The organism is Azorhizobium doebereinerae UFLA1-100 (assembly GCF_000473085.1).
Taxonomy (GTDB): Bacteria; Pseudomonadota; Alphaproteobacteria; order Rhizobiales; family Xanthobacteraceae; genus Azorhizobium; species Azorhizobium doebereinerae.
In genome coordinates, this window is sequence record NZ_AXBA01000049.1 from 1 (window position 1) to 21005 (window position 21005).

General features: G+C 64.4%; 24 protein-coding genes and 1 pseudogene. 17 read left to right on the forward strand and 8 right to left on the reverse strand.

The window, feature by feature from the left end:
• Nucleotides 1–102: pseudogene (locus YU1_RS33660) on the forward strand (transposase); the annotation flags it as partial.
• Here YU1_RS33660 and scpB read toward each other — a convergent pair.
• Together scpB and YU1_RS0123705 are read right to left on the reverse strand one after the other, a co-directional pair.
• Complete coding sequence (scpB, locus tag YU1_RS0123700; RefSeq protein WP_029006197.1) at nucleotides 95–820, reverse strand: SMC-Scp complex subunit ScpB; 726 nt, start codon at nucleotides 818–820, stop codon at nucleotides 95–97. The pseudogene YU1_RS33660 and the gene scpB sit on opposite strands and share 8 nt — an antisense overlap.
• 2 nt (nucleotides 821–822) lie before the next feature.
• On the reverse strand, nucleotides 823–1854 hold the full coding sequence (locus tag YU1_RS0123705) for a DUF1403 family protein (protein WP_245263438.1): 1032 nt from the start codon (nucleotides 1852–1854) through the stop codon (nucleotides 823–825).
• A gap of 152 nt (nucleotides 1855–2006) precedes the next feature.
• Here YU1_RS0123705 and YU1_RS0123710 point away from each other — a divergent pair, with 152 nt between their 5' ends.
• Genes YU1_RS0123710 through YU1_RS0123720 form a run of 3 tightly spaced genes read left to right on the forward strand, consistent with a single transcriptional unit; the run spans nucleotide 2007 to nucleotide 3759 of the window.
• Complete coding sequence (locus YU1_RS0123710) at nucleotides 2007–2261, forward strand: type II toxin-antitoxin system Phd/YefM family antitoxin (protein WP_029006199.1); 255 nt, start codon at nucleotides 2007–2009, stop codon at nucleotides 2259–2261.
• Nucleotides 2261–2668 carry a type II toxin-antitoxin system VapC family toxin gene (locus tag YU1_RS0123715; protein WP_029006200.1) on the forward strand — a complete coding sequence of 136 codons (408 nt, stop codon included), beginning with the start codon at nucleotides 2261–2263 and terminating at the stop codon, nucleotides 2666–2668. Before YU1_RS0123710 ends, YU1_RS0123715 begins: the two co-directional genes overlap by 1 nt.
• On the forward strand, nucleotides 2665–3759 hold the full coding sequence (locus YU1_RS0123720) for a site-specific integrase (protein WP_035716568.1): 1095 nt from the start codon (nucleotides 2665–2667) through the stop codon (nucleotides 3757–3759). The genes YU1_RS0123715 and YU1_RS0123720 overlap by 4 nt, the downstream gene beginning before the upstream one ends.
• Nucleotides 3760–3781: 22 nt before the next feature.
• On the opposite strand, the gene YU1_RS0123725 is transcribed toward YU1_RS0123720, so the two are convergent.
• The 5 genes from YU1_RS0123725 to repA all read right to left on the reverse strand — a co-directional run bounded on the left by YU1_RS0123725 (nucleotide 3782) and on the right by repA (nucleotide 8629).
• The gene (locus tag YU1_RS0123725; RefSeq protein WP_029006202.1) at nucleotides 3782–4195 is read right to left on the reverse strand and encodes a type II toxin-antitoxin system VapC family toxin; all 414 of its coding nucleotides are present in this window, start codon (nucleotides 4193–4195) and stop codon (nucleotides 3782–3784) included.
• Nucleotides 4192–4440 (reverse strand): type II toxin-antitoxin system VapB family antitoxin, encoded by a 249-nt coding sequence (locus YU1_RS32925; RefSeq protein WP_084540088.1) that lies wholly within the window; start codon nucleotides 4438–4440, stop codon nucleotides 4192–4194. The genes YU1_RS0123725 and YU1_RS32925 overlap by 4 nt, the downstream gene beginning before the upstream one ends.
• Before the next feature lie 229 nt (nucleotides 4441–4669).
• Nucleotides 4670–5986: a plasmid replication protein RepC gene (gene repC / locus YU1_RS0123735; protein ID WP_029006204.1), complete on the reverse strand. Its 1317-nt coding sequence runs from the start codon at nucleotides 5984–5986 to the stop codon at nucleotides 4670–4672.
• A gap of 191 nt (nucleotides 5987–6177) precedes the next feature.
• Nucleotides 6178–7191, reverse strand: a complete 1014-nt coding sequence (gene repB, locus YU1_RS0123740; protein ID WP_029006205.1) for a plasmid partitioning protein RepB — start codon at nucleotides 7189–7191, stop codon at nucleotides 6178–6180.
• Between the two features lie 199 nt (nucleotides 7192–7390).
• Nucleotides 7391–8629: a plasmid partitioning protein RepA gene (gene repA / locus YU1_RS0123745; protein ID WP_198019032.1), complete on the reverse strand. Its 1239-nt coding sequence runs from the start codon at nucleotides 8627–8629 to the stop codon at nucleotides 7391–7393.
• A 337-nt stretch (nucleotides 8630–8966) separates the two neighbouring features.
• Here repA and traI point away from each other — a divergent pair, with 337 nt between their 5' ends.
• From traI to YU1_RS32935, 13 genes are all read left to right on the forward strand, one after another.
• Complete coding sequence (gene traI / locus YU1_RS0123750) at nucleotides 8967–9605, forward strand: acyl-homoserine-lactone synthase (RefSeq protein ID WP_029006207.1); 639 nt, start codon at nucleotides 8967–8969, stop codon at nucleotides 9603–9605.
• Nucleotides 9602–10573 (forward strand): P-type conjugative transfer ATPase TrbB, encoded by a 972-nt coding sequence (gene trbB, locus YU1_RS0123755; protein WP_029006208.1) that lies wholly within the window; start codon nucleotides 9602–9604, stop codon nucleotides 10571–10573. The genes traI and trbB overlap by 4 nt, the downstream gene beginning before the upstream one ends.
• On the forward strand, nucleotides 10563–10961 hold the full coding sequence (locus YU1_RS0123760) for a TrbC/VirB2 family protein (protein ID WP_029006209.1): 399 nt from the start codon (nucleotides 10563–10565) through the stop codon (nucleotides 10959–10961). Before trbB ends, YU1_RS0123760 begins: the two co-directional genes overlap by 11 nt.
• Nucleotides 10954–11253 carry a conjugal transfer protein TrbD gene (locus YU1_RS0123765; RefSeq protein WP_029006210.1) on the forward strand — a complete coding sequence of 100 codons (300 nt, stop codon included), beginning with the start codon at nucleotides 10954–10956 and terminating at the stop codon, nucleotides 11251–11253. Before YU1_RS0123760 ends, YU1_RS0123765 begins: the two co-directional genes overlap by 8 nt.
• An 8-nt stretch (nucleotides 11254–11261) precedes the next feature.
• Nucleotides 11262–13724: a conjugal transfer protein TrbE gene (locus YU1_RS0123770; RefSeq protein WP_029006211.1), complete on the forward strand. Its 2463-nt coding sequence runs from the start codon at nucleotides 11262–11264 to the stop codon at nucleotides 13722–13724.
• Between the two features lie 28 nt (nucleotides 13725–13752).
• Complete coding sequence (gene trbJ / locus YU1_RS0123775; RefSeq protein ID WP_425339174.1) at nucleotides 13753–14505, forward strand: P-type conjugative transfer protein TrbJ; 753 nt, start codon at nucleotides 13753–13755, stop codon at nucleotides 14503–14505.
• On the forward strand, nucleotides 14502–14729 hold the full coding sequence (gene trbK / locus YU1_RS32930) for an entry exclusion protein TrbK (RefSeq protein WP_084540086.1): 228 nt from the start codon (nucleotides 14502–14504) through the stop codon (nucleotides 14727–14729). Before trbJ ends, trbK begins: the two co-directional genes overlap by 4 nt.
• Entirely contained in the window at nucleotides 14723–15922 is a 1200-nt protein-coding gene (gene trbL / locus YU1_RS0123780; RefSeq protein WP_029006213.1) for a P-type conjugative transfer protein TrbL, read from the forward strand. Before trbK ends, trbL begins: the two co-directional genes overlap by 7 nt.
• 14 nt (nucleotides 15923–15936) lie before the next feature.
• Complete coding sequence (locus tag YU1_RS0123785) at nucleotides 15937–16599, forward strand: conjugal transfer protein TrbF (protein WP_029006214.1); 663 nt, start codon at nucleotides 15937–15939, stop codon at nucleotides 16597–16599.
• A 17-nt stretch (nucleotides 16600–16616) separates the two neighbouring features.
• On the forward strand, nucleotides 16617–17462 hold the full coding sequence (gene trbG, locus YU1_RS0123790) for a P-type conjugative transfer protein TrbG (RefSeq protein WP_029006215.1): 846 nt from the start codon (nucleotides 16617–16619) through the stop codon (nucleotides 17460–17462).
• On the forward strand, nucleotides 17462–17917 hold the full coding sequence (gene trbH / locus YU1_RS0123795) for a conjugal transfer protein TrbH (protein WP_029006216.1): 456 nt from the start codon (nucleotides 17462–17464) through the stop codon (nucleotides 17915–17917). The genes trbG and trbH overlap by 1 nt, the downstream gene beginning before the upstream one ends.
• 10 nt (nucleotides 17918–17927) lie before the next feature.
• Nucleotides 17928–19238: an IncP-type conjugal transfer protein TrbI gene (trbI, locus tag YU1_RS0123800; RefSeq protein WP_029006217.1), complete on the forward strand. Its 1311-nt coding sequence runs from the start codon at nucleotides 17928–17930 to the stop codon at nucleotides 19236–19238.
• 338 nt (nucleotides 19239–19576) lie between these two features.
• Nucleotides 19577–19885, forward strand: coding sequence for a transcriptional repressor TraM (locus YU1_RS32935; RefSeq protein WP_084540087.1), 309 nt, complete (start codon nucleotides 19577–19579; stop codon nucleotides 19883–19885).
• Nucleotides 19886–19888: 3 nt separating this feature from the next.
• Here the strand turns inward: YU1_RS32935 and traR are convergent, their stop codons facing one another.
• A complete protein-coding gene (traR, locus tag YU1_RS0123810) occupies nucleotides 19889–20593 on the reverse strand; it encodes an autoinducer-binding transcriptional regulator TraR (protein WP_029006218.1) in 705 nt (234 codons plus the stop codon).
• Nucleotides 20594–21005: the final 412 nt, after the last annotated feature.

Sequence of the window (21005 nt, forward strand, 5' to 3'; positions counted from 1 at the left end):
GTGATCCAGGAAGCCTATGTGCAGGGCATCTCGACGCGATCGGTCGATGATCTGGTCAAGGCCATGGGCATGTCGGGCATCTCGAAAAGCCAGGTCAGCCGTTCCCGCCTGATCCCTCGTCGAGGTCATAAGGCTCGCCATTAGTGACGTCGTCTCCGTCCAGGTCCTCCTCGTCTCCCTCGCCCACCATGAGCCCCAGCGGCATATCATCGCCCAGCAGCTTGTCCTTGCTGAGCAGGCCGGCATCCTCAAGCGCCTCCATGTCGGGCAGGTCGCGCAGCGTATCGAGGCCGAAATGCGCCAAAAACCCCTTCGTCGTGACATAGGTGTAAGGCGCGCCGGGCTGCGGGCTGCGCGGGCCGGCGGCGATGAAGCCGAGCGCGCGCAGATAACCGATCGTGTCGCGGCTGACCTGCTTACCGATCATCTCACCGAGCTCGCCACGCGTCACCGGCTGGTGGTAGGCGATGCAGGCCAGCACCAGCATCTCAGCCTGGGACAGCTGGACCGGCGCCGACGTCGATCCGAAGGCGGTGTGGATCGCCTCCGCGTAGCGTGGCCTTGTGCGCAGCTGCCAGCCGCCGGCGACGGAAACCAGGTCGTAGGCGTGGCCGCGCAAATTTTCGCGGATGTCGTCGATGACTAGCTCGATGCTGCAATCACGGCCGACCACGCGCACCAGCGTCTCGCGCTCGACCGGCCCCGGCGCGGCGAAGATCACCGCCTCGACCCGCGCCACCCACTCGCGCCAGCGGAGCTCCGCGGGCACCTCGGCGAGCTCCGTGTCGAGGCTCGCATCCGCGCGGCGCCGGCGTGCCATGGCTACAATCCGTAGAGCCGGAAGGTAGGCCGGCCACTGAGCTCGCGCACCGCCTCGAACTCGTGAAGGCGCTCGAATAGCCGCCGCGCCGCCCAACGCGACAGCGCCGGCGTCGTCAGCGATCCCGCGACCGCGTCGTCTTCGAGCAGCCGCCAGATGGCATCCCCTGCCCCCTTGGTCCGCAGCTTCGGCGTCGCCGCCTCGAGACGCCGGGCGCGGGCGGCGATCTCGCCGGCGATCCGGCAGGCCTCCGCCCCGCCCGCCGCGGCCGCGACATAGACGGCGCTCACGAACCCCTCTTCTCCCGGCCGGATTCGCCGGCGGCCCGGGCCACCGCGCAGCATTGGTGCATGGATCTGCGTCGCCAGGAGCGGGAACGCGACGGGCCAGCGGAAACGCGCGGCAAGCGCCAGATCGGCGCACCACCATGCCAGCACCTCAGCCCGAGGGCCCGCTGCAGCGACCTCGCCCGCGACGGCCGCAGCGACCAATGGGGCCGGCCGGATCGCGCGCGCTTGTTCCGCGACGAGCTTAGGGATCGCGCCGAACCCGTCGCTCCAGCCAAGGCCGAGCAGGCCGACGATGGAGCGCAGGCTATCTACCTCGATCACCGGCGAGCGCGAGGCGAGACGCCGCCATGCCGCCAGGACGTTGCCGGCTGGCCCGAGATCGGCCCCGGCGGGGCGCAGGTGCCAAGCGTCGCGTAACGCCGTCTCGTCCTCGCGGTGCCCGAGCAGGCGAGCGGTCGCCGCGGCGGCGCGCAGCGCCAGCCGCTGGCGCCAGGCTCCTGCCCAGGAGGGCTCGCCGCGCACGAGATTGTCCAACGAATTCAAAGCCGCGCCCGCCATATAGGCGGCCTCGGCAAGGTCGGCGACCGGCGCGCGCGGCACTGCCCAGCCGGGGACAGCGCGGGTGTCGAAGGTCGTGATCCGGGTGGAATCGGGCGCGGGCATCACGCGGAAGGGTAGCTGCGCTGTGCGTTTCTTGCCAGTGGAAAGGCCGTAAACCGCACCGCCCGTCGCTGCATAAAACATCCGATAATCTTGCATTATCGGATGTCTGACACCTTTGTAAGAGTGGCCGGCGAAACCGGCCGAAATCGCCTTTATTCGCCGGAAATTGGACGGCTTGACCCGTCAGATTTGCCAGCTATATAGCTAGACAGTCTAGCTAGGAGACCGTAGAGATGGAATGGCCGCTGCAGGACGCCAAGAACCAGTTCTCCAAGGTGGTGCAGAAGGCCCGCGCCGAGGGGCCGCAGATCGTCACCCTGCGCGGCGAGCGCGCCGCCGTGGTGCTGTCCGTCGCCGATTATGACGCGCTGCGGGCCGGCCGGCCGAGCCTGGTCGACGATCTGCTCGCCGGCCCGGCCTGGGACGCCGACGTCGCCCATGCCGTCGAACAACGCGACAGCGCCCCAAGCCGCGACGTCGCACTCTGATGTACCTGGTCGACACCAACATCATCTCGGAGGCCCGGCGCGGCTCGCCGCAGGCGACCTCCTGGCTGCGCGGCGTGGATCCGCTCAGCGTCCATCTCAGCACCCTGACCCTGGGCGAGATCATGCGCGGCATCGCGCTGAAGCAGAAGGCCGATCCGAAGACGGCCGGGCACCTCGCCGAGTGGCTGCGCAAGATCCGCCACGATCATGCCGACCGCATCCTGCCGGTCACCGACCCGATTTCGGTCGAGTGGGGGCGGATCGCCGCCATCCGGCCGCGCGGCGACATCGACGGGCTGATCGCGGCAACCGCCATCGTCCACGACCTGATTCTTGTCACCCGCAATGTCTCGGATTTTGAGGACACGGGCGCGTCGGTGATCAATCCATGGGAGTCGAGCCCATGACAGCTGCGACGTCCAACGGCACTACCCGGACGACAGACGACGACGCGCCGGCGCAGGTCGTGGGACAGGTGACAGAAGTCACCGAGACTCCCTCCCCTGCCCTCCCCGCCCATCTCGAGCGTCTCGCCGGCCGCGCCCGCGATTATGTCAAGGCGTCGAGTTCCGCCAATACCCGCCGCGCCTACGCCAGCGACTGGGCACACTTCTCGTCCTGGTGCCGGCGCCAGGGGTTGGACCTTCTGCCCCCCTCCCCTCAAGTGGTCGGGCTCTACATCACCGCCTGCGCCTCCGGTGCCGCGATCCCCGGTGGTAAAGCCAACTCCGTCGCCACCATCGAGCGCCGGCTCTCCGCCATCACCTGGAACTACGCCCAGCGCGGCACGCCGCTCGATCGCCGCGACCGGCACATCGCCACCGTGCTCGCCGGCATCCGCAACACCCATGCCGCCCCGCCCCGGCAGAAGGAGGCGGTGCTACCAGAGGATCTTATCGCCATGCTGGAGGTACTGGGGCGCGGTACGCTGCGTGGCCTGCGCGACCGCGCCATGCTGCTGCTCGGCTTCGCCGGCGGCCTGCGGCGCTCGGAGATCGTCGGGCTCGATTGCGGGCGCGTCCAGACCCAGGATGGGCGCGGCTGGGTGGAGATCCTTGACAAGGGATTGCTGGTGACGTTGCGCGGCAAGACCGGCTGGCGCGAGGTGGAAATCGGCCGCGGCTCCTCCGACGCCACCTGCCCGGTGGTCGCGCTGCAGACCTGGCTGAAGCTGGCGCGCATCGGCCATGGACCACTGTTCCGCCGCGTTACCGGCCACGGCAAGGATGTCGGTCCCGACCGGCTGAACGACCGCGAGGTCGCCCGCCTGGTCAAGCGCACCGCGTTGGCCGCCGGGGTGCGTGGGGATCTGACCGAAGGCGAACGGGAGGAGAAATTCGCCGGGCATTCGCTGCGCGCCGGCCTCGCCTCCTCCGCCGAGGTCGACGAGCGCCATGTCCAGAAACATCTCGGCCACGCCAGTGCCGAGATGACCCGCCGCTATCAGCGCCGGCGGGATCGCTTCCGCGTCAACCTCACCAAAGCCGCCGGGCTGTAGGACTCCCCCCTCCCCTTCCGCATCAGAACGCCCAAGGTGAGATGAGGTCGAGGCTCGTCGTCTCGAAATCCGTCAGATTGCGCGTTGCCAGGCGCCCGCCATTGACCTGGGTAATGGCCGCGATCATGCCATCGGGCGCCGACATGCCACGTCCCTGTCGGGAGGCATGGCCCATGATCTCTCCATAGGCAAGCGCCGCCTCTTCGGTCAGGCCGAAGATCCGATCGGCAAACCGGCGACGCCAATCGGCAAGGCCCTGTTCCAACCGATCAGCACGCTGGTCCGGTCGGATCTTTTGGATGCCGAAGGCAATCTCCGCGATCGTTACGGTCGGCAGAGCGAGTTCGGCATCGTACCGGACTAGCCACGCCACCACCGCCTCATTGGGCGCCCTCTTCAGCGTTTCGGAAACGACGTTGGTATCGAGGAAGATCACAGGTCGAGCCCCGGATGCGGACGTCGTGCTTCACGGATGACAGCGTCGAGATCGACATCCGTACCCGACTGATCCGCCAAGCGTCGATAAAAGCTCAATGCTGGCTCGCGACCCGCTTCCCGAACCTCGTAGGCCTCCAGTGCCCGCTCCACCACATCGGCAATCGAGCGGTTCTCGCGCCGCGCCAATCGATGGGCCAGATCGCGTGCTCTGGAACTACGTACAGATAGTTGTGGCTCAGCCATGGCGACCTCCATTCCGGTGAATATAGAGATGGACAGACCTGCCATCAAGATGGCAAGGAATGGCATGCCATCTGACTAACCCCAAAATCGTCCACCGGCATTGGCACCTGTCAGGCAGTGTTGTGAATCCACGCACTGTCAACTTGGACATCTCGACCTCTTTCCCAGTAGGCGATCACTTCGTTTGCTTGCCCCTGACCTCAGATCGCACGATAGCCGGCCCTCTCTGTCATCGTGGCTTCACTTTGCTCAGGCTTTTCAGTAGGGCATCTGACGCCCGAAGGCCGGTAGCGGCGGGGAAACCGCCCGATTGCGCTGGATCCAGGCCTCCAGGCACCTTCTGCGCATCGAGCTTGGCCCGCAGCAGCGCCATGATCATCGGCCAGGTCGAGAATTTCCCGTCCTTGGCCCGATCGGTCAGGCTGCGCAGATAACCGCCCGGAGAGCCGATCTGGTCGGCGCGCTGGTAGATCGCGGCCAGCGTGATTGCGGCGTGCTGCTCGCCTAACGCCTCCTGTGCTTCCCGCCAGGCGCTTGGACTGATCCCCAGCATCGGACGAGCAAGCTCCGCCGCGGCCAGGAAGTCCCGCCAATGGCGGATTTCGCCTCCCTGCATCAGTTCAAGCACGCCGGGGCAGGCGTCTAGCACGATGCCCAAAGGCAATTCCCGCTTCGGCAGGCTCTGCACGGTGGCAGCGTTCGCGACGCTGCCACCCGCTTCTTTTATCTTTCGTAGGCCGTATTCAGATTCAGTATGAAGGTCTGTATTTGAATTCTGTATGTGGCGACCGGAATGGGACTCATTGGCATCCGGATTCTGCGTTTTCGTAAACGTTTCCAGAGCGTCGCGGATCTCCGCATAAAGGGGTGCTAGCTCGGCGCTGATAGTCTCTACCAGCTGGCGCGGAGCTGAGCGGGGCAGGCGGGTGATGATCGCCTGATAGTCCAGCAGCACCTTTCCCCAATTGCCCGGAACCCGTTCCTCGATACCGGCATCGATCAGCTTGACGATGTCCCGTCGCAGCAAAGTGAGGCGCTCCTTCGCCACGCGGAAGGCCTTCCTCTCCGCATGAACCGCTTCGGCCAGGTCATGGAGCTCCTGCGCCCGCGCGACGAGCGGCGAGAGATCGAAGCCATAGGCCTGCTCGATCTCCCCGCCCCTGCCCTTGCGGGCGAAGCGCTTGCCGTTTGGACTGTCGCGCCGGATCACCAGCCCGCACTCAACCAGCACGGCGATATGCCGGCGCAGCGTCGTCGCCGGCATGCCGTTCGCGCGCGCCGCCAGTTGCTCGTTGGACGGCCAGACGATCAGCTCGGCATCGCCGGTGAGCGCGGTTTCCGGATGAAAGGTCAGCAGGGCATTGAGGATCGCCAGCGAGCGATCCGTGGCGCCGAGCAGTTCCCTCGCCTCCCGGATGTCCTGGAACACCTGCCATTTATGCGCGACGGCGTCCGGCTTCACCGCCTTCGCCGCCATCTGGCTTGAAATCTGGCCGAGCGTCATCGGCCGCCGCCCAAAAGGCGTCGTCGAAACATGCGTTTGCATTGTCCTTCACCTATCGCTAGGCAAAAGAAATCCGCTCGCCGAAACGGCGTTCAGTCCCTTTCGGGGCTCTTGACTGTGATTCCGGGAAGTGCGACTCTCAGGCTGTCACACGTTGAGAAGGGCTTCCGGAATCCGTTTCGGGGGCCTTTTTCTTTTTGCCGGATCTCCATTCGGCACCGGCGGTGCCGACTTCATCCCATCAGTTGGTCGGCGGCATCTTCCTCCTCTGCCTTAGAAAACTCGTCGAACAGCGTTTGCAGCCGCGACGCAACGAAATCCGCAAAGGCGGGCACGACCTTCTCGTTGAAGACTAGCGCCGTCCGCCCATTTCCACGCTCGACATGCCCCCCTCGGCGCCCCTTCGGGGTCATCCAGACATCCGTCCGTGGGGTAGCCTTTGCTCTATCGGCTAACCTTAGCCAGAGGGTTTGAAACCGATGATCGCTGTCCATCGCCTGAAGTGCGGGCTCATCGAGCATCGCCTCAACGCGCGACAACACCGTGGGATCGTCCAATTTCTCCGCCAAGCTGAGCCATCGAGCTCGCCCCGATTTCGAAGCCGGCCCTATTCGCCGAATGAGCTGCTCAGGAATACGACGGGCGACCGCGATGTAACGACTGAGATCCGCTTTGTCGGTGGAGAGAGCCGCTATGATCGTCTGCCGGTCATATCCTGCATCCTCAAGCCGCTTCGCGAACAAGGCCTTCTCGATGAAGGACAGATCCTGACGATCAAGATTTTCACGCCCCTGTGCAACGACGAGTTCGGCATCGCTCAGCGCTTTAACGATCGCCTTCACTTGGCGGCCCAGACGTTCAGCCGCGCGCAGTCGGCGACGTCCATAGGCAATCTGAAAACGTCCGACTGTCTCAGGGTGAGGCCGAACGAGAATAGGCACTTGCTGCCCGTTCTCGGCGATACTTGCTACCAATTGCTCGAAGCCGGGGTCGATCTCAATCGAAATCCGGTCCGCGATTGTCGAGCCGTCGATATGCCCAGCGTCTAGCGACACGACGACGTCGCTCGCCGCGAGCTGCTGCTTCAGCCGCTCACCAGCTTTCGCGGTCTCGGAGAGCTCCTGCAACGATGCCCCCATAGCCGCAACGGCCCCCGTACGGACACGCTCAGCCGAGCGGGTGGGGGAGGGGGCCGCAGCGTCCGGCTTCTTCAAGAAAAGCGAATTTATCGCATCCTTCCGGCTCATGGCCTGCCCCTTCGTCCAGGAGTCGCCCCATTCGCGCCCGGCAATTTGAGGCCGTTGGGAGCTCCCAACAGGTAAATCTGGGAAACGGAATGCATCGACTCTCCAAGCCGAGCCCCCGCACGATTCTCAAAGGCGTTGGGAGCTCCCAACGCCGGCGCAACCCCATTCGCCGGAACGCGCACGACTGCGCGGCTCGCCCTCATAGCGCCCGCCCCCATGAAGCCTTGATCAATCCCTCGATCTCGGCATTGACCGCGTCCAGGGCTTCCATGGCCCGGTCATAGGTGGAGCGCGTGAGGTTCTCGCGGCCTATTTCGTAGAGGGTCTGCTTGGTCAGCCCAGCATCGGAAACCGCGGCCGACTTCAGCATGGGATTGGTCAGGACGTAATCGTCGAACAGGTTACGAAGCAGCGCCGCCACCTTGGTCTGCGGCGCGTCCTGCGGCTCGAAGCGAGTAAACAGATAACGGATGAAGTCATATTTCAGCTCGCCGCCCGCCTCCCGGACCACCCCAAGAAGATCCCGCGTCATGAGAAGGAACTGGCTCATCGAGGCGATATCCAGCATCTGCGGGTGCACCGTTACGATCATCGCCGTCGCCGCACATAGACCGCTCAAGGTGAGGAAGCCAAGCTGGGGCGGACAGTCGATGACGATGACATCGTACCGGTCGGCGACCTCGTCAAATGCCGACGCTACGCGGGTGAAGAAGAGATCCCCTCGCAATCTATCGCTCGCCGCTAGGGCTTTGGGCGTCGTATGCTCGAACTCCATGAGTTCGAGATTGCCCGGCACCAGATCGAGGCCCTCGAAGTAAGTCGGCCGGATCACCTCCCGCAGCGGCCGGCGCGCGGCGTCATAGCGAATGGCGGCATAAAGCGTCTCGTTCGCGACGACATCGGTCTCGGGCAGCACGCCCAGAAGAGCGGACAGGCTCGCCTGAGGATCGAGATCAACGGCGAGCACTCGATACCCCTGCAGCGCCAGATACTGTGCGAGGTGCGCCGACGTCGTGGTTTTGCCCGAGCCGCCCTTGAAATTCGCTACCGCGAGGACCTGGAGATGTTCACCCGCGCGACGGTGCGGGACGAACTCGACGCTCTCCCGTCCGCGTGTGGAGCCAGCCAAAAGGCGGCGAACTTCATTGATTTGGCCGAGTGTATAGAGGCGCCGCCCATTGCTTGCCATGTCCGGCATCGGACCTTCACCAGCAAGTGTCATTTTCCTGAGAGTCGAATCTGAAATGCCAATGAGGCGTGCCGCTTCTCCCGAGGTAAAGCGTCGGAGAACTTTCTTCGACGACGGCGGAAACAGAGCCTCGCTCATCGCCTGCAGCTGAGAACTCAGGAGCTCGGCCTGCGCCCCGATGGTCTCGTCGACCCCAGTCATCACATTTCGCGCATGTTCGGCAGCGGAGTTCACGTTGAAAGCCTTCATCACGGTTTTTCTACCCTATCGGCGATTTAACCGTGACCATCAATGACGTAACGATTCGACGCAAGCGTTTAGTGGTTAACGAGACCTTAACGCCCGGATCGCCTTTTGTCGGCCCTAAGGTCGTTTCGCTATGTTTTCCAAGACTTACCGCGAGTCGGCCGAAAACGAATGCCCCTTGGGAACTGCAAATTTGCACCCACAGGCGCGCTGATCCCGCGCTTCCGGGCTCGTCCCCTCGATCACCTCGGCCGCAGAATCACCCACTGCAAATCTGCACATAGCCGGACCATGCCACCGGTGATCTGTCTCCACACAGCGCGTTCATGTGGAGAGGTTGATGCGGATTCAGGTTGTTACCCCGGCACAGTATGAGACGTACGCCGACCTTCTGGTCGAGATGCGACGCCTGCGCGCCGCGATCTTCTCGGGTCGTCTCGAATGGGACGTCACCATCGAGAACGGCGAGGAGCGGGACCAGTATGACGAGTTGCAGCCGTCCTATGTCCTGGCGGTGACCGCCTCGGGGCAGGTTGCCGGATGTGGTCGTCTGCTCCCCGCGGCCGGACCGACCATGCTGGAGAGGACGTTCCCGCAACTGCTCGCGAGCGGTTCGCTCGATGCTCACGCGGCAATGGTCGAGAGTTCGCGCTTCTGCGTCGACACCACGCTGGCCTCCGACAGGGCAGGGGGGCTGCTGCACGAGACGACGCTGTTCCTGTTCGCCGGGATCATCGAATGGTCGATGGCCAATGGCTACAGCGAGCTCGTCACCGCCACCGACCTGCGCTTCGAGCGGATTCTCAAGCGCGCGGGCTGGCCGATGCAGCGACTGGGCGAACCGGTCCGGATCGGCAACACCACGGCGATCGCAGGCGTGCTGCCCATCGACGCGGCCAGCTTCCGGAACGTGTGCCCGGCTCACTATCGCTCGGAATTCAGCGCAGACGCCCTCGCAACGCTGAGGAGCGCGGCGTGACCCAGCTCCGCTCGCATTCCCGGCTGGTGCGCAAGCTCCAGGAGGCACTGGGCGACCAGCTCTGCGTCGCCCTCGACGATGCGACCGTCGTCGAGATCATGCTCAATCCCGACGGCAAGCTGTTCATTGAACGGCTCGGCCAAGGGGTCGCCGAGGTCGGCGCCATGAACCCGGCCGCGGCCGAGGTCGTGATCGGCAGTGTCGCCCATGCCCTACAATCGGAAGCCGACGATGAACAGCCGATCATCTCCGGCGAACTGCCGATCGGCGGTCATCGTTTCGAGGGGCTGCTGCCCCCGGTCGTGGCCGCCCCCACCTTCACCATTCGACGGCGCGCCTCCCGGCTGATCCCGCTCGACGACTATGTGAAGGCGAAGGTGATGAGCGAGGCGCAGGCCTCGGTCCTGCGTAGCGCGATCGCGTCGCGGATGAACATCGTCATCTCCGGCGGCACCGGCTCCGGCAAGACAACGCTAGCCAATGCGGTCATCGCCGAGATCGTCGCGGAGGCTCCCGACGATCGCCTTCTCATTCTCGAGGACACCGCCGAAATTCGCTGTCCGGCGGAGAACGCCGTCTGCCTTCATACCAGCGACACCGTCGACATGGCGCGTCTGCTCAAGAGCACGATGCGCCTGCGCCCGGACCGCATCATCGTAGGCGAAGTCCGCGACGGCGCGGCGCTGACACTGCTCAAGGCCTGGAACACCGGCCATCCCGGCGGCGTCACCACGATCCATTCCAACACCGCGATGTCGGCCTTGCGCCGCCTCGAACAGCTCACCGCCGAGGTCAGCCAGCAGCCCATGCAGGAAGTCATCGGGGAAGCGGTCGACCTCATCGTCTCGATCGAACGCTCGGGTCGGGGGAGGCGGGTGCACGAAATCCTTCACGTCGAGGGCTTCAGCGCCTCCCGGTATCAGCCCGAACGCTATGGGAAAACCGATGCGGACAGCCATGTCGCGTAGCCTTCACCTTGCTCTCGCCGGCGCCGGCCTTGCGGCCCTCGTCGCGGCGTCGCTGATCGAGCCGGCCTTCGCCTCGTCAGGCGGCAGCCTTCCTTGGGAGGGTCCGCTCGAGCAAATCCAGCAGTCGATCACCGGACCGGTGGCCGGCTTCATCGCGCTCGCAGCCGTCGCGGTCGCCGGCGGCATGCTGATCTTCGGCGGCGAGCTGAACGATTTCGCGCGGCGGCTGATGTATGTCGTGCTCGTCGCGGGCATCCTGTTAGGGGCCACCCAGATCGTCGCCCTGTTCGGATCGACCGGCGCCTCCATCGGCACGCCGGTCGCACCTGCGCAGACGGCGGCTCCCGCGTCCTCCCATGGCGGGGCAGGGGAGGAGACCGATGGCTGACACCGGCTCCCGCCTCGCGCGATCGCGCATCCACCGCGCCCTGTCCCGGCCGAACCTGCTGATGGGCGCCGACCGGGAGCTGGTGCTGCTGACCGGTCTTGCCTCCGCGATCCTGATCTTCGTCGTGCTCACCTGGTACGCGGCGCTGTTCGGCGTTGCGATCTGGCTAGTCGTGGTGGCGGCGCTGCGCATGATGGCCAAGTCCGACCCGCTGATGCGACGCATCTACGTCCGCCATATCACCTACCAGTCGCACTACCGGGCGACCTCGACGCCCTGGCGGCGGTTCTGAGTTCGCCCATGGTCGCGCTCAATTCCTTTCGCCATGCCGGTCCGTCCTTCGCCGACCTCGTGCCCTATGCCGGCCTCGTCGACAATGGCGTGCTCCTGCTCAAGGACGGTGCGCTGATGGCCGGCTGGTATTTCGCCGGTCCCGACAGCGAGAGCTCGACCCCGACTGAGCGCAACGAGGTATCGCGCCAGATCAACACCATACTGGCGCGTCTCGGCTCCGGCTGGATGATCCAGGTCGAGGCCGTTCGTGTGCCGACCTCGGATTATCCCGACGAGCAGGACTGCCATTTCCCCGACTCGGTCACCCGCGCGATCGACGCCGAGCGCCGGTCACATTTCCAGCGCGAGCGCGGCCACTATGAAAGCCGCCACGCACTCATCCTCACCTGGCGTCCGCCGGAGCCGCGGCGCTCCGGGCTCACACGTTACATCTATTCCGACGCGGCAAGCCGCAGCGCCTCCTACGCCTCGTCGACACTCGACACCTTCCGGACCTCGATCCGGGAAATCGAGCAATATCTCGCCAATGTCGTCTCGATCCGCCGGATGGTGACCCGCGAGACCGAAGAGGCCGGAGGTTTTCGCACCGCACGCTATGATGAGCTGTTCCAGTTCATCCGCTTCTGCATCACCGGCGAGAACCATCCCGTCCGCCTGCCGGACATCCCGATGTATCTCGACTGGTTGGCCACGGCCGAGCTCCGGCACGGGCTCACGCCTCTTGTCGAGAACCGCCATCTCGGCGTCGTCGCCATCGATGGGCTGCCGGCCGAGAGCTGGCCCGGCATTCTCAACGCGCTCGACCTGATGCCGCTGACCTATCGCTGGTCGTCACGCTTTGTCTTCCTCGATGAGCAGGAGGCTCGTCAAGAGCTCGAGCGCACGCGCAAGAAATGGCAGCAGAAGGTGCGCCCCTTCTTCGACCAGCTGTTCCAGACACAGAGCCGATCGGTCGACCAGGACGCCATGATGATGGTGGCCGAGACCGAAGACGCCATTGCCGAGGCCTCCTCGCAGCTCGTCGCCTATGGCTATTACACACCGGTCATCGTCCTGTTCGACACCGTGCAGACCCGCCTACGGGAAAAATGCGAAGCTGTGCGCCGGTTGATCCAGGCCGAGGGTTTCGGGGCCCGGATCGAGACGCTCAACGCCACCGACGCCTTCATCGGCAGCCTGCCCGGGGTCTCCTACGCCAATGTACGCGAGCCGCTGATCCACACCCGCAACCTCGCCGATCTCATCCCGCTCAATTCGGTTTGGTCAGGCAGCGTCTACGCGCCATGTCCGTTCTATCCGCCCGGCTCGCCGCCGCTGATGCAGGTGGCGAGCGGCAGCACGCCGTTCCGCCTGAACCTCCATGTCGACGACGTCGGGCACACGCTGGTTTTTGGGCCGACCGGCTCCGGCAAGTCGACCCTGCTGGCGCTCATCGCCGCGCAGTTCCGCCGTTACCACCAGGCGCAGGTCTTTGCCTTCGACAAGGGCCGGTCCATGCTGCCGCTGACACTGGCAATCGGCGGCGAGCACTACGAGATTGGCGGCGAGGTTCCCGGGGCAGGGGAGGGCGCTCCGCTCGCCTTCTGCCCGCTCGCCGAGCTGTCGAGGGATACCGACAGGGCCTTTGCGAGCGAGTGGATCGAAACCCTCGTCGCCTTGCAGGGCGTGACGATCTCGCCCGACCATCGCAATGCCATCTCCCGGCAGATCGGCCTGATGGCAGGGTCGCGGGGGCGTTCGCTCTCCGACTTCGTATCGGGCGTCCAGATGCGCGAGATCAAGGACGCGCTCCACCATTACACCGTCGACGGTCCGATGGGGCAATTGCTCGATGCCGAACAGGACGGCCTGTCGCTTGGCGCCTTCCAGTGTTTCGAGATCGAGGAGCTCATAAACATGGGCGAGCGCAATCTCGTTCCCGTGCTCACCTATCTGTTCCGGCGTATCGAGAAGCGCCTGACCGGCGCGCCGAGCCTGATCATTCTCGACGAGGCCTGGCTGATGCTCGGGCACCCGACCTTCCGCGCCAAGATCAGGGAATGGCTGAAGGTGCTGCGCAAGGCCAATTGCGCCGTCGTCCTCGCCACCCAATCGATTTCGGACGCCGAACGCTCCGGCATCATCGACGTGCTGAGGGAAAGCTGCCCGACAAAGATCTGCCTGCCGAACGGATCGGCACGCGAGCCGGGCACCCGTGAATTCTACGAGCGCCTCGGCTTCAACGAACGCCAGATCGAGATCGTCGCCAGCGCGCTGCCCAAGCGCGAATATTACGTCGCCTCCCCGGAAGGTCGGCGGCTTTTCGACATGGCGCTGGGACCCGTTGCGCTCTCCTTCGTCGGCGCATCCGGCAAGGAAAACCTCAAGCGCATCCGCGCGCTGCACTCCGAACAGGGGGCCGGCTGGCCCCTCTCCTGGCTCCAGCAGAGGGGGATCACCCATGCCGAAACCATCCTTCCCGTCGCCTAGGTCACCAATCGTCCTCGCGACCGCAGCCATGCTGCTCATCACGCCCATGCCTCGGGAGGCGGTGGCCGGAGGCGCCACGGGCGGCGCGACCGAATGGACGCAGCTCGCCAACAACGCCGAGCTGGTGAGCCTCGTCGGCCAATCCACCGAGCAGGTCAACAACCAGATCAAGCAGATCTCCCAGCTCGCCGAGCAGATCCAGAATCAGCTGAACATCTACAACAACATGCTGCAAAACACGGCGCAGCTGCCGAACCATGTCTGGGGCCAGGTCGAGAACGACCTGAAGAACCTGCAGAACGTCGTCTCACAGGGCCAGGGCATCGCCTTTTCCATGGGCAATGCCGACGATGTGCTGCGGCAGCGCTTCCAGAGCTTCGCCGAGATGAAGAGCAGCCTACCCGATGGCGCTTCCTTTTCTTCCACCTATCAGGGCTGGTCGACCACCAATCGCGACACCATCGCCGGCACGCTGAAGGCCGCCAACCTGACCGCGCAGCAATTCAGCAGCGAGGATGCCACCCTGTCGTCCTTGCGCGCGATGTCGGAGAGCGCCGATGGCCAGATGAAGGCCTTGCAGGTTGGCCACCAGATCGCGACCCAGCAGGTTGCGCAAATGCAGAAGCTGCGTGGCCTCGTCTCCCAGCAGATGACCATGATGGGGACCTGGTATCAGTCCGACCAGGCGCAGAAGGACCTCGCCCAGGCCCGCCGCGAGCAGTTCTTCAATGCTCCCACGCGCGATATTCGCGGCGGTCAGACCATGGAGCCGCGCTGGTGAGCTCCCGTCTTGTCATCCTCCTGCTCGCCGGGGCCCTTGGCCTGTGCGCAACGCTCGCCATCTCGACAGTCGGGCCCTCGTCCACCGAGCCGGCCCCCGCGACAGCCGAACCATCGTCCCCTCCGGCATCCGACACCGCACGTCGTGAACATATCGAACGCTTCCTCAGTGGCGATCCGAACATGGATGTGCGCGGCGGCCAGGAGATGAAGCCGCGATGGTGATCCCGCGCCCTTGCCGTCCGCTCGAACTCGCCATTGCGGTCGCCGCGATCGTCTTGCTCGCGAGCGCACCCGCGCTGGCGCAGGAGGGTTCCGTTCTCACCACGCTGGAGAACTCCGTCGTGACCGCGGCCCGCGGCTGGGAAACCACGGTCATGGATGCCGCCCGGTCGCTGTTCTGGATCCTCGCGGGGATCGAGATCGGCATCGCGGCCGTATGGCTGGCGATCAATGCCGCCTCGCTCGACGCCTGGTTCGCCGAACTCGTGCGTCGCATCATGTTCATCGGCCTGTTCGCCTTCATTCTCGACCAGGGACCGGACTTCGCGAAGGCCGTCGTCGACAGCCTCTTCCAGATGGGGGGCAGCGGAGGGGACGCTTCACCCGCCAACATCTTCGATGCCGGTATCCGCGTCGCGTCCAAGATGTCGGAACAGGCCAAGTTCGGCCTGTTCGAGGACAATGCGCTGGCGATCGCCGCCATCTTCGCCATGGTAGTGGTTGTCATCTCCTTCTCGCTGGTCGCCGCGATCTTCGTCGCGGTGATGGTGGAGATGTATGTCGGCCTGCTCGCCGGCATGATCATGCTCGGCCTCGGCGGCTCCTCATTCACCAAGGACTTCGCCGTCCGCTACCTCGTCTATGCCTTCTCGGTCGGCATGAAGCTGATGGCGCTGGTGATGATCGCCAGGATCGGCTCGGACATCCTGCTCGGCCTTGCCGAGGCCCCGACCGCGACCTCTGACCAGTTCATCACCACGCTGGCCATCGCCGGCATCTCGGTCGTTGTCTTCGTCATCGCCATGTATGTGCCACCCATCATGCAGGGCGTCGTCCAGGGCGCCTCGATCTCCGGCGGCATGGAGGCGATCCGGCACGGTGCACAGGTCGCGACCTTCGCCGCCGGCGGCGCCTTTCTGGGGGCGAGCGCGGCCGGAAAGGGCGCGCAGGCGGCCAGTGACGCCCGCGCTAGCGGCGCCTCGCTGGCCGGCGCCGCCCTGCGCGGCATGGCCTCGGGCATCGGCAGCGCCGCAGGAGCGGCCGGATCGGCGGCAAAGGAAAAGGCGATCGCCGCACCCGGCGCCTATGCCGGCTCTCTGCTCGGCCTTGCCAATGCCAAGCTCGACCAGGGCCGGCAGTCGGGCGGCACCCGCTCGTCCCATCCCGTGCCGCCGCCAATCGACGACAACAAGTAAGGAGACGGTCCGGCATGGCCACCGGCAATCCACCCGAGAACCCCTACATCGCCGCCCGACAGGAATGGAACGAACGCTACGGCTCTTATGTCAAGGCGGCCGCCGGCTGGCGCGTCGTCGGCATCACCGGCATGGTCATGGCGGTGATCGGCTTTTCCTACGCCCTGTTCCAGAGCACGCAGGTCAGGCTTGTTCCCTACATCGTCGAAGTCGACAAGCTCGGCACCGCCTCGAGCGCCGGCTATCCGCAGCAGATCGAATATGCCGATCCACGCGTCGTGCGAGCGACACTTGGAAGCTTCGTCTCGAATTTCCGCAGCGTGACGCCCGATGCCGTGGTGCAGAAGCAGTACATCGACCGCACCTATGCCCATCTGCGCACCTCCGATCCGGCCACCGAGAAGGTCAATGCCTGGTTTCGCTCCGCCTCACCCTTCGACAAGGCGAAGAACGCGACGGTCGCCATCGAGGTGAACAACATCGTCGCGCTGTCGAACCAGAGCTACCAGGTCGACTGGACCGAGTTCGAGCGCGACCGCAAGGGCAAGGAGACCGCGGTCCGGCGGTTCCGTGGCATCGCCACCGTCACCCTGACGCCGCCGCAGGATGAGGCGAGCATCCGCCTCAACCCGATCGGCCTCTATCTGCGTGACTTCGATTGGACGGCCCAGCTTTGAAAGGCTCGCACGCACGCATGCGCGAACAACACGCAGCAATCCGGCCTCGTATACCGGCTACCATCGGCGCGGCCATCATGGCTTGCCTCCTTGCAATCCCCGCTTCGGTGGACGCGCAAGGCCTCAGCGCCAACGAGGCCAAAGGCACCGGCATTTCGGGGCGCTGGCGGGGGAGTCCCGGTGTGGTCACGCGAGGAGCCGATGGGAAGGTCATCTTTCTCTATGGCGAGATCCAGCCCTCTGTCGTCTGCTCCCCACTGCAGGTCTGCGACATCGAGCTCCAGCCGGGCGAGGTGGTCCGCGATGTGCTTGTCGGCGACACCGTCCGCTGGAAGGTCGAACCCGCAACGTCGGGCGCGGCCGACGGCCAGGCCATCCACCTGATCGTCAAGCCGTCGGAGCCGGGGCTCGTCACCTCGATGGTGGTGACCACCTCACGCCGCACCTACCACATCCAGCTGAAGTCGCATCAGAGCCAGTACATGGCGCGGGTCGGCTTCGCTTATCCCGAGGATGTTGCCGCCAGAATGGCGGACATCAATGCCCGGATCGAGGCCAGCACCATCCCCGGCGCTGGCGTGCCAGCCGAGCAGCTCCAGTTCGAATATTCGATTTCCGGCCGGGCCGGCTGGCGGCCGAGCCGGGTCTATAGCGACGGACAGAAGACCTACATCCAGTTTCCGCGGTCGATCACCGGCCAGGACGCTCCGGTTCTCTTCGTAACGTCAGGCGGACAGAACCGCATCGTCAATTACCGCATGAAGGACGACATGATGATCGTCGATTATCACGTCGACAGGGCCGTGCTCGTGTCGGGCGTCGGGTGGAACCAGGAAAAGGTGACGATCAGGAGGGGTGGCTGATGCTCTTGCCTCCCTCATTTCGTTCCTTTGCACTCGCTGTGAGCCTCGCGCTTTCTCTCGCCGGCTGCCAGACCGCCGGTCAGGCCGGTCTCGGCACCAGCAATGCACCCGCCGAAATCTCCGCTCCTGCCGCCAGCGCCATCGCCGGCGAGATGGTGAGCCGGTTGGCCGAACAGGTCGGGCCGGGCACGGCGACAATCGCGCTCAAACAGGACGGCTCGCCTTTCGGGGAAGCTCTCGAATCCGCCCTGAAGGGTTGGGGCTATGCCGTGGTCACGGTTCAAAAGACCGACGCCGGAACAACCACCATCCCGCTTGCCTACATGATCGTCCCCTTCGAGGGCCAGATGCTGGCGAGGCTCGTGACGACCGACGTGGAATTGGGCCGGGCCTATACGCTGACGGCGACCGGCGCCTCGCCGGCGAGCCCGGTCTCCCTCATGCGGCGTGGATAGGACGGCTGCCATGACGCAATCCCTCAAGCTCGGCGGCGCGGCGAATGACGGGGCCGAGGCGGGCATGCGCCGGATCAACCGGCTGCCCGTCATGATCGTCATCGTGCTCGTCATCGCCTTTCTGGGTGTAATCTTCTACGGCTTGGCCTCACGCGGCCTGCGCATGGGAGACGCGGGCGGACCTGGGGCGAGCGCCGGCAATCCGGCTTCCACCTTCGCCGACCAGCTCAAACGCGGTGTCGGCGACGCGATCATCGGCGAGCCACAGCCGGCGACGTCGCCCCCGCCCGTGCCGGCCGCGACCAAAGAGGAGCCGGCGGCCAACCCGTTCAAGACCCCGCCCGCCCAGCAAGCCGGCATACGACCGGAACCTGCGCTCGAGCCGGAAACGGTTTGGCGGGCGCGGTTGCAGCGCGAGCAGGAAGAGCAATATCTGCGTGAGCGTCATCGTCAGGACATGGCGCGGTTGCAGGCGAACGACGCGGCCTATGATGCCCCCGTCGCTATTGATCGCAGCAAGCTCGACGGGCTCGGCGCCGGCTCAGCATCCCGTCAAGGCGCGCCGACTATGCCTTCCGCGTCACCTTCGGGCGGCGCCTCGGACCTTCTCGCCGCCGCGTTGCGCGCGGGGGCCGGCGGCATCAATCCGGATCCTAATGGGCAACGTGCTAAGGAGGATTTCTTCAACGCCGATCTCAAGGATCTCGGCTATCTGCCGAACCGGGTGGTGCCGCAGCTCTCGCCCTTTGAGCTGAAGCGCGGCTCGGTGATCCCCGCCATCCTGATCACCGGCATCAACTCCGACCTGCCGGGGCGCATCACCGCGCAGGTGAGCCAGAATGTCTATGACAGCGCCACCGGCCATCGCCTGCTGATTCCACAGGGCACGAAGCTCTTCGGCCGCTACGACAGCAAGGTGTCGTTCGGGCAGAGCGGGGTCCTCGTCGTCTGGACCGACATCATCTACCCGAACGGCTCGACATTACAGATCGGCGGCATGGCGGGAACGGATGCGGAAGGCTATGGCGGCTTCCGCGACAAGGTCGACCGCAAGTGGCTGGAGACCTTCGGCTCCGCCATTCTGATCGCGCTGATCGGCACCGGGATCGACATAGCGATGCCGCAGAACAATAACCCGTTCAATTCCAACAGCCCCGAGGATGCGGCGCGGATCAATTTCGCCGAGACCTTCGGTCGGACGGCGGAGCAGACCATCCAGCGCAACATGAACGTCCAGCCGACGCTCAAGATCCGTCCAGGCTACCAGTTCAACGTTCTGGTCGACCAGGACATCGTGTTCCCCGGCGCCTATCGGGGATAGGGAATCTCCACTCAAGGCACTGTTCCTCTGACAGATTTCATAGGACGCAGGCCACCTTGCTGCGGCCCGCCACTGGCGCGGCGGCCCCATGCTCCGTATAAGGAGGTCGGGGCAGTACGCGCTGTCCTGGGGCTTAGAATCCCCTGATGAACGGTTGGTGCCGACCGGAATGGCACCAGAATCCTCTGACCTTACAGCCGGGGGCCTGTGACGCATGTCCAGGCGCTTCGGTGCTAAAGGTCTCAGGGCCGATTCATCTCGGATTCTAACCCCCGGCTAGGGCTCATGGGATTATCGTCAGCGGGGGCGCACCGCGGACAACATCAAGCGGGCAGAAGATGGAAACGAATGAGACCACAACGGAGAGCAAATTAGAGCTTCGTCCTCTCGTCGGGCTGACGCGAGGACTACCGCGGTCGGATCTCGAAGCCATCACGGCCAATGCTATTCGCATTCACAGGCAACTGGTCGATCGCGCCGATGAGCTGTTTCACGGACTTCCCGAAGTCTGCAAGATCGGGAAGACGCATGGGGGAGAACAGCATATTCGATATATTGAGGCAGCCATCGAGATGCACTCTCAAATGGCTGCCGTCGCGACTCTTATCGCGCTTCTCGGATATACGCCGAGTGTTTCAGTGAACTAATCGTCAGATCAGCTTCCGACGGATCGCCACCGCGACAAGCTGTGTAGTCGTATAGACGTTAAACCGCTTTTTTGTTTCAGCGAGTTTCACCCGCACGCTATTATATTTGACGTTGTGGAGTTCAGCAACTTCCTCCACCGTCTTGCCCAGGGCAATCCAGCGTAGATAAGCGGCCTCCTTCGCATCGAGCCATGCGTGCTCCTCGATCGTCGGCGTCGCCTGCAGATGCGCAATGCGCGCATGAAGCTGACCCACGGCAGCAGCGGCCGCGACAGCATCGATATCCCGCTCGGGATCGATCCTGTGTTTGTCGGATGCCAGCGTGAACATCGACATGAAGCCGTTCGCGGTGGTGACCGGAATGGTAAACCCAGACCTGATGGAGAAGTCGGCGGCGTGCGAGAAGAAGGAGCGCTGTTCCTTCGACAAGCGCGAGCGATCCGCCTCGCCGTCCCAGGAGAAAGCTCGCCTGAGCCTCCTTGCCCGCTCCACGACTGGATCAACGCCGGCGTATCTCTCGCTGAAGTATACGCGCTGCCATTCATTAGAATAATTTGAAATGGCAAATGTATTATTCATCTGCATATGCAAATAGGCATACCCGCTAAAGCCAAACGATTCAGTCAAATCCGTTAGCGCCGATTTAAGATCAATTTCGTCCAATCCTACGGCCGTCAGATCGGTAAGCCTCTCAACCCAATGCGTCACTACGGTCCTCCGAGTGGCACCTCGTTTCCGTGCGGAGGAGTTTTAACCAGCAGAACTGCCAACTCAAAAGCCAGTTTTTCGCAATCTCCCTCGGCAAATGGTAGCGGGGCGGAAAGCGGCGTACCAGGAACACCTGCGGACGTCGCGGCATCCCTACGCCAGTCGTCAAGGGGCAACCTCAACCAGCACGAGCCGCCCGCCGCCGCTTCCGTCACGATCCATGAGACATGGTCCTAACCACACTCAAGCAGGTCACCATCGGAAAGGCCGGTGTGCATTCTTCCGCTCACATCCTCGACGATCAGCAAACGTATTTTCGATCGTTTCCCACCACGTGGTGTAGGTGGCGCTGGCGGTCGGTGTCGTGTTCGGCGCGGGCCTTGCTGATCAGGATGCCGCAGCGGGCATGCTG